At 72.7% G+C, this 11964-nt stretch carries 8 protein-coding genes; 4 read left to right on the top strand and 4 right to left on the bottom strand.

What is annotated here, in order from left to right; genetic code table 11:
• Positions 1 to 45: 45 nt before the first annotated feature.
• Entirely contained in the window at positions 46 to 669 is a 624-nt protein-coding gene (locus ABZT74_RS07850) for a GntR family transcriptional regulator (RefSeq protein ID WP_355870491.1), read from the bottom strand.
• Between the two features lie 274 nt (positions 670 to 943).
• On the opposite strand from ABZT74_RS07850, the gene ABZT74_RS07845 reads away from it, so the two are divergent.
• Positions 944 to 1126, top strand: a complete 183-nt coding sequence (locus ABZT74_RS07845; protein WP_356433734.1) for a hypothetical protein — start codon at positions 944 to 946, stop codon at positions 1124 to 1126.
• A 97-nt stretch (positions 1127 to 1223) separates the two neighbouring features.
• Here ABZT74_RS07845 and sucB read toward each other — a convergent pair whose 3' ends face one another.
• The 3 genes from sucB to ABZT74_RS07830 form a co-directional block, all read right to left on the bottom strand.
• Positions 1224 to 3023, bottom strand: a complete 1800-nt coding sequence (gene sucB, locus ABZT74_RS07840) for a 2-oxoglutarate dehydrogenase, E2 component, dihydrolipoamide succinyltransferase (RefSeq protein ID WP_355870497.1) — start codon at positions 3021 to 3023, stop codon at positions 1224 to 1226.
• Between the two features lie 92 nt (positions 3024 to 3115).
• Complete coding sequence (gene lpdA / locus ABZT74_RS07835; RefSeq protein ID WP_355870500.1) at positions 3116 to 4504, bottom strand: dihydrolipoyl dehydrogenase; 1389 nt, start codon at positions 4502 to 4504, stop codon at positions 3116 to 3118.
• Positions 4505 to 4797: 293 nt separating this feature from the next.
• The gene (locus ABZT74_RS07830; protein ID WP_356433733.1) at positions 4798 to 6318 is read right to left on the bottom strand and encodes a leucyl aminopeptidase; all 1521 of its coding nucleotides are present in this window, start codon (positions 6316 to 6318) and stop codon (positions 4798 to 4800) included.
• A gap of 347 nt (positions 6319 to 6665) precedes the next feature.
• Between ABZT74_RS07830 and ABZT74_RS07825 the strand changes: the two genes are divergently transcribed.
• From ABZT74_RS07825 to ABZT74_RS07815, 3 genes are all read left to right on the top strand, one after another.
• Positions 6666 to 8693 carry a hypothetical protein gene (locus ABZT74_RS07825; RefSeq protein ID WP_356433732.1) on the top strand — a complete coding sequence of 676 codons (2028 nt, stop codon included), beginning with the start codon at positions 6666 to 6668 and terminating at the stop codon, positions 8691 to 8693.
• A gap of 121 nt (positions 8694 to 8814) precedes the next feature.
• Positions 8815 to 10344, top strand: a complete 1530-nt coding sequence (gene pelF / locus ABZT74_RS07820; protein ID WP_356433731.1) for a GT4 family glycosyltransferase PelF — start codon at positions 8815 to 8817, stop codon at positions 10342 to 10344.
• Entirely contained in the window at positions 10341 to 11963 is a 1623-nt protein-coding gene (locus ABZT74_RS07815; RefSeq protein WP_356433730.1) for a hypothetical protein, read from the top strand. Before pelF ends, ABZT74_RS07815 begins: the two co-directional genes overlap by 4 nt.
• Position 11964: the final 1 nt, after the last annotated feature.

Here is an 11964-nt window from a genome sequence, read left to right as displayed (position 1 = left end):
TCGGGCGGAGGCCACGGCTTCCGGCGCACGGCTCCCGCGTACCGCTCACGGACGGGGCGCGCACCCGAGGACATGGGCCTTGACCAGGTCGGCGATCAGCGGGTCGCGCCGCCGGAAGGCGTCCACGAGGGCCTCGTGCTCCTCCGCGTACGACTGCTGCACCGTCCCCAGCCACCTTATGGACAGGGCCGTGAAGACCTCGATCCCCAGGCCCTCCCAGGTGTGCAGGAGGACGGAGTTCCCGGCGGCCCGCACCAGCTCCCGGTGGAAGCCCACGGTGTGCCGGACCTGGCCGGTCCCGTCGGACAGCCGGTCGGCCTCGTACAGGGCGCTCACGTGCGGTTCCAGGGCCGAGCAGTCCTCGGCGAGCCGCTCGGCCGCCAGCTCCGCCGCGATGGCCTCCAGACCGGCGCGTACGGGGTAGCTCTCCTCCAGATCGGCGGCCGTCAGGTTCCGCACCCGCACGCCCTTGTTCGGCGCGGACTCGATCAGCCGCAGGGACTCCAGCTCGCGCAGCGCCTCCCGCACCGGGGTCTGGCTGACCTCCAGCTCGGTGGCGATCCGCCGCTCCACGATCCGCTCGCCCGGCTTCCAGCGACCGCTGACGATCCCCTCCACGATGTGCTCGCGGATCTGTTCGCGCAGCGAGTGGACGACGGGCGCGGTCATGAGGGCTCCTTTGGGAGGAGTGCGGGACCCCGAGGGCGTTTGACGTTTAGACAATAAGGCCGTGCCCGGGCCGGGGAGGGGCGCATGGGGGCGCTTTACCGCAGGTGAGACGAGACTTACACGTTGTCGGAGCGATCCCGCCCGTAAAGACCCGTACCGGACGGTGTCCGGACGCGTCACGTCCGTGTCACCCCGGGAACCCCGCCGCCCCGCACACGGTGGTGACGGACACAGGGGCGCCGACGGCGTGCCCCGGTCCGCACCAGGGGGAGCCATGAACGGTCGGGCACACGTACGGGGATCGAGCGCGGCGGTCATGGTGGCGGTGGCCGCGCTGGTGGCGGGCGTGCTGACGGGCTGCCGTCCGATGGAGACCCGAGCGGCGGACCCGGGGCCGGGACGGCCGCAGACGGTGGTCTCCCGCGCGGTGGACGGCCCTTCGGGCCCGCTGCGCTGACGTCTGCGGCGCGCCGGTGGCAGGTCCGAGCACCGCGCCCCCGTCCGGAACTCCGGACGGGGGCGCGGTGACGGTGCGATCGGTGCCGCTGTGCCGACTACAGGCCGAGCTCGACCTCGAACTCGCCCGCCTCCAGGATCGCCTTGACCGCGGTCAGGTAACGGGCCGCGTCGGCGCCGTCCACCAGACGGTGGTCGTAGGAGAGCGTCAGGTAGGTCATGTCGCGGACACCGATGACGGTGCCCTCTTCCGTCTCGATGACGGCCGGACGCTTGACCGTGGCGCCGATGCCGAGGATCGCGACCTGGTTCGGGGGCACGATGATCGTGTCGAAGAGCGCGCCGCGCGAACCGGTGTTGGAGATGGTGAAGGTCGCGCCGGACAGCTCGTCCGGAGTGATCTTGTTCGCCCGGACCTTGCCCGCCAGGTCGGCGGTGGCCTTGGCGATACCGGCGATGTTCAGGTCGCCCGCGCGCTTGATGACCGGGGTCATCAGGCCCTTCTCCGAGTCCACCGCGATACCGACGTTCTCGGTGTCGAAGTAGGTGATCGTGCCCTCGTCCACGTTGATCCGGGCGTTGACGGCCGGGTGGGCCTTCAGCGCCTGGGCCGCCGCCTTCACGAAGAACGGCATCGGGGAGAGCTTGACGCCCTCGCGGGCCGCGAAGGAGTCCTTCGCCTGCGCGCGGAGCTTCATCAGCCGGGTGATGTCGACCTCGACGACCGAGGAGAGCTGCGCCTGCTCGTGCAGGGCCTTCACCATGTTGTCGCCGATGACCTTGCGGATGCGCGGCATCTTGACGGTCTGACCGCGCAGCGGGGAGGCCTCCAGCGCCGGCGCCTTCTTGGCGGAGGCGGCCGGAGCCGCGGCGGCCGGGGCCGGAGCGGCGACGGCGGCCTTCGCGGCCTCGGCGGCGGCGATGACGTCCTGCTTGCGGATACGACCGCCGACGCCGGTGCCCTTGACGGCGGCCAGGTCGACGCCGTTCTCGGCGGCGAGCTTGCGCACCAGCGGGGTCACGTACGCGCCGTCGTCACCGGAGGTCGCGGCGGGCGCCGGGGCCGGGGTGACGGGAGCGGGCGCGGCCGGCGCGGGGGCCGGAGCAGCCGGGGCGGCGGGGGCCTGCGGCTGGGCGGGGGCCGGAGCGGCGGCGGCCGGAGCCGGAGCCGGGGCGGCGGGGGCGGCCGGGGCCTGCGGCTGGGCCGGAGCCGGTGCGGGCTCCTCGGCGGGGGCGGCGGGAGCGGCCGGGGCAGCGGCGGCCGGAGCGGCACCGGGAGCGCCGATGACGGCCAGCTTGGCGCCGACCTCGGCGGTCTCGTCCTCGGCGACCACGATCTCCAGCAGCACGCCGGCGGCGGGCGAGGGGATCTCGGTGTCGACCTTGTCCGTCGACACCTCCAGCAGCGGCTCGTCCTCCGCGACCTCGTCGCCGACCTCCTTCAGCCAGCGGGTGACGGTGCCCTCGGTGACGGACTCGCCGAGCGCGGGCAGGACGACGTCCGTGCCCTCGGCGGAACCGCCGCCGGACGCGGCCTCGGCGGTCGGGGCCGGCGCCGGGGCGGCGGCCTCGGTGGACGGGGTGGCCTGCGGGGCGGGCTCCGGCTCGGCGGCCGGGGCCTCCTCTGCGGCGGGGGCCGGGGCGGCGGCGGGCGCGCCCGTGCCGTCGTCGATGACGGCCAGCTCGGCGCCGACCTCGACGGTCTCGTCCTCGGCGACCTTGATGGACGCGAGGATGCCCGCGGCGGGCGAGGGGATCTCGGTGTCGACCTTGTCGGTCGACACCTCCAGCAGCGGCTCGTCGGCCTCGACGCGCTCGCCCTCGGCCTTCAGCCAGCGGGTGACGGTGCCCTCGGTGACGCTCTCACCGAGCGCCGGAAGGGTTACGGAAACCGGCATGGTTTCTGTTGCTCCTTACGAATTTTGCGGAAGTCTGTGGTCGTCGTCGCGCCCTGCTCGACGCGGGTGACTGGGAACGGCCCGCGGGCCGGTCAGTCGTGCGAGTGCAGCGGCTTGCCCGCGAGGGCGAGGTGGGCCTCGCCGAGCGCCTCGTTCTGCGTCGGGTGGGCGTGGATGAGCTGGGCGACCTCGGACGGCAGCGCTTCCCAGTTGTAGATCAGCTGGGCTTCGCCGACCTGCTCGCCCATGCGGTCGCCGACCATGTGGACGCCGACCACGGCACCGTCCTTCACCTGGACGAGCTTGATCTCGCCCGAGGTGTTGAGGATCTTGCTCTTGCCGTTGCCCGCCAGGTTGTACTTCAGAGCGACGACCTTGTCCGCGCCGTAGATCTCCTTGGCCTTGGCCTCGGTGATGCCCACGGAGGCGACCTCGGGGTGGCAGTACGTCACCCGCGGGACACCGTCGTAGTCGATCGGGACGGTCTTCAGACCGGCCAGACGCTCCGCCACCAGGATGCCCTCGGCGAAGCCGACGTGCGCGAGCTGGAGCGTCGGGACCAGGTCACCGACGGCGGAGATGGTCGGGACGTTCGTGCGCATGTACTCGTCGACCAGGACGTAGCCGCGGTCCATCGCGACGCCCTGCTCCTCGTAGCCGAGGCCGGCCGAGACCGGGCCGCGGCCGACGGCGACGAGCAGCACCTCGGCCTCGAACTCCTTGCCGTCGGCGAGGGTGACCTTGACACCGTTCTGGGTGTATTCGGCCTTCGAGAAGAAGGTGCCCAGGTTGAACTTGATGCCGCGCTTGCGGAACGCGCGCTCAAGAAGCTTGGAGGAGTTCTCGTCCTCGAGGGGCGCGAGGTGCTTGAGACCCTCGATGATCGTGACCTCGGAGCCGAAGGACTTCCACGCGGAGGCGAACTCCACGCCGATGACCCCGCCGCCCAGGATGATCGCGGACTGCGGCACGCGGTCCAGGACGAGGGCGTGGTCCGAGGAGATGATGCGGTTGCCGTCGATCTCCAGGCCAGGCAGCGACTTCGGCACGGAGCCGGTCGCGAGGAGCACGTGGCGGCCCTGCACCCGCGTGCCGTTCACGTCGACCGAGGTCGGGGACGACAGACGGCCCTCACCCTCGATGTACGTCACCTTGCGGGACGCGATCAGACCCTGCAGACCCTTGTACAGACCGGAGATGACCCCGTCCTTGTACTTGTGGACTGCGGGTACGTCGATGCCCTCGAAGGTGGCCTTGACGCCGAACTGCTCGCTCTCGCGGGCCTGGTCGGCGATCTCGCCCGCGTGCAGCAGAGCCTTGGTGGGGATGCACCCACGGTGCAGGCAGGTACCGCCGACCTTGTCCTTCTCGATCAGGGCGACGTCCAGGCCCAGCTGCGCTCCGCGCAGCGCCGCGGCGTAACCGCCGCTACCACCGCCGAGGATCACTAGGTCGAAAACGGTGCTGGCGTCGTTCGCCACGTCACGTCCTCCATGCATGTGCGCCACGCCGGTCTCCAGTGACCGGTCGGCGGCTGGTGTCCGGCCGCTCTTCTTCGGCCCTGTGGTGGGGGCCCTGTCCTGCCGAGAACCCATCTTCGCACTTGTCGAGGGCGAGCGAGACGCCGGGCCGGTGTGTGGGACGTCTGATCCATCACGTCGACGGGGTGCGGGGTACGGAGAACCTGCGGATTTCGTCGAAGGCGAAACCCTCGTACGGCCATACGAACGGCCCCGGGTGAGGGAACACCCGGGGCCGTTCGTCGCCCGGAGGCTCAGCCCAGGTCGCCCGCCGCCGTCAGTTCGGCGAGGCGGACCAGGGTGCGGACCGCGGAGCCGGTGCCGCCCTTGGGGGTGTAGCCGAAGGGACCGGCCTCGTTGAACGCGGGGCCCGCGATGTCCACGTGCGCCCAGGTGATGCCCTCGCCGACGAACTCGCGCAGGAACAGGCCGGCGACCAGGCCGCCGCCCATCCGCTCGCCCATGTTGGCGATGTCGGCGGTGGGGGAGTCCATGCCCTTGCGCAGGTGCTCGGGCAGCGGCATCGGCCACGACTCCTCGCCGACCTCCTCGGCGGCGTCGACGATCGAGGCGCGGAACGCGTCGTCGTTGGCCATCACGCCGAAGGTGCGGTTGCCGAGCGCGAGGACCATCGCGCCGGTCAGGGTCGCCACGTCGACGATCGCGTCCGGCTTCTCCTCCGAGGCCTTCCACAGCGCGTCGGCGAGGACCAGCCGGCCCTCGGCGTCGGTGTTGAGGACCTCGACGGTCTTGCCGCTGTACATGCGCAGCACGTCACCCGGGCGGGTGGCGGAGCCCGACGGCATGTTCTCGGCGAGCGCGAGCCAGCCGGTGACGTTGACGTCCAGGCCGAGACGCGCGGCGGTGACGACGGCGGCGAAGACCGCGGCGGCGCCGGCCATGTCGCACTTCATCGTCTCGTTGTGGCCGGCCGGCTTCAGCGAGATGCCGCCCGAGTCGTAGGTGATGCCCTTGCCGACGAAGGCGAGGTGCTTCTTGGCCTTCGAGGAGGTGTACGACAGCTTCACCAGGCGCGGACCGGCGGCCGAGCCGGCGCCGACGCCCAGGATGCCGCCGAAGCCGCCCTTGACGAGCGCCTTCTCGTCGAACACCTGGACCTTGATGCCGTGCTCCTTGCCGGCCGTGGTGGCGACGGCCGCGAAGGACTCCGGGTTGAGGTCGTTCGGCGGGGTGTTGACCAGGTCGCGGGCGCGGTTGAGCTCGTCGGTCAGCGCGGTGGCGCGGGCGACGGCCGCCTTGTACGCGGCGTCCCGGGGCTTGCCGCCGAGCAGCGTGACCTCGCCGAGCGGGCCCTTGCCGTTCTTCGCGGCGCCGACGGTGTCCTTGTAGGCGTCGAAGGAGTACGCGCCGAGGAGCGCGCCCTCGGCGACGGCGCCGGCGTCGGCGGCGTCCGTCACGGGCAGCGCGAACGCGGCCTTCTTGGAACCGGCGAGCGCGCGGGCGGCGGCACCGGCGGCGCGGCGCAGCGCCTCGGCGTCGAAGCCGTCGTCCTCCTCCGGGGCCGCTCCCAGGCCCACGGCCAGCACGACGGGGGTCTTGAAGCCGGAGGGTGCGGGCAGCTTGGTCACCTCGCCCTCGGAGCCGGAGGCGCCGAGGGTCTCCAGGATTCCGGCGAGCCCGCCGTCGTACGCCTTGTCCACGGCCTCGGCGCCCGGCGCGACGACCGGGCCCTTGGGGCCCTTCGCGACGCCGACGACGATCGCGTCGGCCCGCAGACCGGACGCTGCGGCGGTGCTGAGAGTGAGAGCAGTCACGGTGGTGAGATCTCCGCTTCCTTGAAAGTTCTTCTGGCCGAGAGAGGTGGGTCGACCGGGCCCGACGGCTGACCCTAGATCCGTCCTCGGGGGCGGTCCTTGCCGGGGCCCCTGCCAGGAGCCGGGCGAGTACCCGGGACGAGCCTACGCTCGGGGGCGCGTTTCGCTCATTCCTGCGGGCGTTCACCTACAGGTGGTGCCATTGTCCGGTTCCCGTCCCTCACTCGTGGTGACCTGAGCAACACTCGTCGTGTTCCCGTGAGCACGGCGCTCACGGCTTTGCATGATTTCCACAGATCCCCTTCGGTTTCCACCGAAATGCGGATCTTCGAGGGGGAGACGTCGACATGGCACCGAACACGCACCGAAAGAGAGCGACGGCCGCCGTCGTGGCGGCCGCCGGACTTCTGGCGCTGGGAGTGGGGGCTCCCGGCGCGACCGCCGCGACCACGCCGAGGATCGATCTCAGGGTCCTGGTCGTCGACAACGGCGCCGGCCAGGTCGCGGCCATCACCGCCGAGCTGAAGAACAGCGGCATCCCGTACACCACGCTCGACCTCACCGACACGGGCCGTCCGAAGATCGACGCCGCCTTCCTGAGCGACACGGTCAACGGCACCCCGCGCGCCAAATACCAGGGTGTCGTCCTGCCGAACGAGGCGCCGTTCGGGGCGGGTTCGGCCGAGCAGACCGCCCTGGAGACGTACGAGAAGACGTTCGCGATCCCGCAGGTCGACGCCTACACGTGGGCGCACCCGGAGGTCGGGCTCGACTACACCGACCAGAACGGCGGCTGGTCCGGCGTCCTCGACGGCGCCCGCACACAGGTCACCGCCGCGGGCACGGCAGGACCGTTCCGCTACCTCGACGGACCGCTCACCTTCGGGGACAACGACCCGGCGGTGGACGAGACCTACGGCTACGCGGCCCACCCGAGGGAGGGGTTCACCAGCTATCTGGACGCCCCCACCGGCGGCACCCTGCTCGGGCAGTACGCGCACGACGGCCGCCGCGAACTGGTCGTGACATTCGCGTACAACCAGTACCAGAAGCAGTTCAAGGTCCTCGCCCGCGGCATCGTCGAGTGGCTCACGCAGGGCGTGCACCTCGGCCAGAGCAGGAACTACTTCTCCGTGCACGTCGACGACGTGTTCGCGCCCGACGCGCGCTGGGACTCCGGCCGCAACTGCACGCCCGGCGACATCGACTGCGCGGGCGGCGACGGCGAGGACACCACCACGCCGATCCGGATGACCGCCGCCGACGCCGCCTACGCCGCCCAGTGGCAGGCCGCCCACGGCTTCACCCTCGACATGGTCTTCAACGCGGGCGCGGGCGAGGAGTGGAAGAGCGAGAACGGCGGCACCGACGCCCTCGCCACCAGGCTGCTCGCCGACCGGGCCAAGTACCGCTGGGTGAACCACACCTACACGCACCTGTTCCTGGGCTGCGTCCAGGACACCACGACCGTGCCGTGGAGCTGCTCGAAGAACGCCGACGGCACGACGAAGTACATGAGCCGGGCCGACATCTCCGCGGAGATCTCCCAGAACAACAGCTGGGCGTCCTCGCACGGCCTGTCCACCGACCGCAGCGAGCTGGTCACCGGCGAGCACTCGGGCCTGCGGACGCTGCCCCAGCAGCCCGACGACAACCCGAACCTGGCGGGCGCGCTCTCCGCGAACGGCGTGAAGTGGACCGGCTCCGACAACTCCCGTGAGCCCGCGCAGCGTTCGGTCGGCAGCGCGCTGACGGTGCCGCGCTACCCGATGAACGTGTACTACAACGCCGGCCGGGCCGAGGAGATGGCCGACGAGTACAACTGGATCTACACCGCGAAGGCCGACGGCGGCAGCGGCATCTGCGAGAACAACGCGACGTCCACCTGCCTGCCGGCCCCGCTGGACACCGCGACCGGCTACGCCGACCACATCGTGCCCCTGGAGGCGCGCACCGCGCTCGGGCACGCCATCGGCAACGACCCCCGCCCGCACTACGTCCACCAGTCCAACCTGGCCGAGGACCGCATCCTGTACCCGGTCCTCGACAAGGTGCTCGCCGACTACCGCGCCCTCTACGCAGACAACGCCCCGCTGCAGAACCCCCGGCAGAGCGCCATCGGCACCGAACTCCAGCGCCGCACGGCCTGGCAGGCCGCCCTGGCGTCCGGCAAGGTCACGGCCTACCGCGTCGGCAGCACCGTCACCGTCACCGCCCCCTCCGGCACCCAGATCCCGGTGACCGTGCCCGAGGGGACCAAGAAGCAACTCCTGCTCGGTACCACCGTGTTCGGCACCGCGTACGCCGGACAGCGCAACGACTGGACCACCCCGGAGCTCCTCCAGTCCGCTCTGAAGCTCACCCTGCCCGCCTAGCCGCGCAGCCTCGCGGCACGACGCGCACCCCGGTCCGACGGGCCGGGGTGCGCGTCCGAGCCGTGCAACCGGGGGGCCGGGGGTGCCCTCCGGACGGACACGTCCCAGGGGGGAACCGCGCATGATGCGCACCGGCCGTCATGTCACCATGCTCACCGAAGGCACCTACCCGCACGTCCACGGCGGGGTCAGCACCTGGTGCGACCAGCTCGTCAAGGGCATGCCCGAGGTCGACTTCCACATCGTCTCGCTCACCGGCAGCGGCCGCGAACCCGTGACGTGGGACCTGCCGCCCAACGTCTACCGGCACACGTCGGTGCCCACCTGGGGCCCGCGGCCCGGCCGCGCCCGGGCACCGCTCGGCCGCGCCCGGCGCCGCTTCACCGACACCTACGAGCGGTTCCTGCTCGCCTTCCTCGACCCGGACCCGGACCGGCCCGGGGACTTCGGCGACGCCCTCCACGAACTGGCCGTCCTCGCCCGCGACGGACACCTCTCCGCCGCCCTGCGCGGCGAGGCCGCGCTGCGTTCCCTGATGTGGATCTGGACCCTGCCGCACCTGCCGACGGCAGCCGCGGCGCCCACCGTGCACGACGCGCTCACGGCGACGGACCTGCTGGAACACGCGCTGCGCCCGCTCGGCGTCCGCATCCCCGAGGACTCCGTCGCCCACGCGGTCAGCAGCGGTCTCGCCACCCTGCCCGCCCTCGCGGCACACCGGTTGGACGGTGTCCCGTTCCTGCTCACCGAGCACGGCATCTACCTGCGCGAGCGCTACCTCGGCTACCGCGCCGCCGAACAGCGCTGGCCCGTCAAGGCGTTCATGCTCGGCTTCTACCGCGAACTGAACTCCCTCGGGTACCGCGCGGCCGACCTCATCACGCCCTGCAACCAGTACAACCGGCGCTGGGAGGAGCGCGGCGGCGCCGACGGCGACCGGATCCGCACGGTCTACAACGGCGTCGACCCGCACGCCTTCCCGCACGCCGGCCCGGAACCCGCCGTGCCCACCCTCACCTGGTGCGGCCGCGTCGATCCCATCAAGGACCTGGAGACACTGCTGCGCGCCTACGGCATGGTGCGCGCCGAACTCCCCGACACCCGGCTGCGGTTGTTCGGCCCCGTGCCGCCCGGCGCAGAGGCGTACCGGACCCGCCTGGAGAAGCTCGCCGCCGAACTGGGCGTCACCGACGGGCTGACCTTCGAGGGACGCATCAGCGAGGTGTGGCGGGCGTACGCGGCCGGGCACGTCGTCATGCTGTCGTCCATCTCCGAGGGCTTCCCGTTCTCCATCATCGAGGCGATGTCGTGCGGCCGCACGACGGTCTCCACGGACGTCGGCGGCGTCCGAGAGGCGGTCGGCGACACCGGCATCGTCGTCCCGCCCCGCGAGCCGGAGAAGATGGCGGCCGCGGCCCTCGCGCTGCTCCGCGACGACGAACGGCGCGCGGAGCTGGGGGAGTCGGCCCGGCAGCGGGTCATCGACCGGTTCACGCTGCGCCGTTCCGTCGACGCCTTCCGGACGATCTACCAGGAACTCGCCGGACGGCCCGCGGTCTACGAACCCACCGTCGAGACCGTCGCCGACTGGACCCTCGAACTCCGCGACCCCTGGTACCAGGCCGTCGCCACGGACGGGACCGGCCGGTGAGCGACACCCTGCGGCCGCCCGGCGCCTTCGAGGTCACCCTCGCCCCGCCGCCGGCCCGGCGTCGCCCGCCGGACTGGGCGCATCCGGATCCGATCGACGAACTCGCGGACCGGATGGCGGAGTTCGTGGCCGCCGCCGTCCACCCCGACGAGGTGGCCGCGGCCCTGGAGTCGGACGGCATGTCCGACGACCAGATACGCGAACGCTACGGCGTCCGCAACTCCTTCGCCCTCGCCGAGGAGTTGTACGGCCGGGTCGCACGGCACCACCCCGAACCCGCGGATCCGCCCCACGACCCCTGGCGGATCGGCCTCCTCGGCTGCCTGCTGCGGGGCATCGTCTTCGCCCTCCCCGCCCTCGGCCACGTCCTCGCCGGACCGCTTCTCGCGGGCCCCAAGGGCGCGTTCGGGCTCCCGGCCGGAACCGTCCCGCTGCTCGCGGGCGCGCTGTGCGGCTGGACCTGGAACCAGGGGCTCGCGCACCGCGCGTACACCTGGCTCGGGCTCGGGGACCGGGCGGCCGCGCGCCGCGTGCTGCTCGTCGGGACCCCGGCCGGTGTGCTGCTCGGCTCCCTGGCGGCCCTCGCGGCGGCGGGCACGGCCCGGCCGGGCGCCGTCGTCTTCGCCGCCGGGCAGTCCGCCTACCTGGGCGCGGCCACCGTGCTGCTGGTGATGGGGAGGGAGCGCCTCCTGCTCGCCGCCCTGGCCCCCATGACGGCGGGCGCGGTCGTCACCGTCGTGCACCCGGTCCCCGACCTCGCGCGCACGGCCCTCCTGCTGGTCTCGCTCGCCGCCGTCGCCCTGCTCGGCCTCCTCGAAGTGGCGCCCGGCGCAAGGGAGTCGGGCAAGGACGGCCGGTGGGCCGGGCTCGCCGCGCTGCTGCCGTACGGACACCGCCGGCGCGGTGCGCACCCCGCCGGGCGCACCGGAGTGCCCCGCCCGGCCTCCGCGGGCCGGCCGGCGGGCGGGAAGCGGCCGCCCGCTCCCCGGCGCCGGGGTGTCGCCGGACGGCTCCGGGCCCGCCGGTGCACCTCACGGCGCCCGGCGGGAACCCTCCCGTACGCCCTCTTCGGGCTCGGCAGCGGTGTCCTCGTGCTCCACGCGGCCCTCGGCGACGTCCTCGCGGGAGCCGGTACGACGATCGCCGCGCCGGCCGCCGTCGCGCTGACCCTCAGCATGGGGCCGGCCGAGTGGCTGCTGTACCGCTTCCGCAGCGGGAGCCTCGCCGGACTGCGGGCCAGTGGTTCGGCGCGGGCCTTCCGGCGGGTCACCGGGGGCGTCCTCGTCCGCTGCCTCGCCGCCTATCTCGCCGCGCTGCTAGCCCTCACCCTCGGCACCTCCGCGCTGTGGCCGCACGGCACAGCCTCCACGGGCGGGGTCGGGCTCGCCGGGCTGCTCCTGCTGGGCGCTGTCCTGTGGACCGGGTTGCTGCTCCAGTCGTTCGGCGCGGTCACCGGCTCGGCCGTCGTCGTCTGCGCCGCCGCGCTCGCCCGGACCGCGGCCCTCGCCACCCGCACCGGCGACCCGAACGAGGTGGCCCTGCTCGTCCACGGCACCGCGGCCGTCGTCCAGACCGCCCTGGTCTGCGCCCGGCTGCGCAGGGCCACGGCCCATCGATGAA

This window comes from Streptomyces sp. NPDC005302 (assembly GCF_040607345.1).
GTDB lineage: Bacteria > Actinomycetota > Actinomycetes > Streptomycetales > Streptomycetaceae > Streptomyces.
This window is presented reverse-complemented; position numbering and strand designations above follow the sequence as displayed.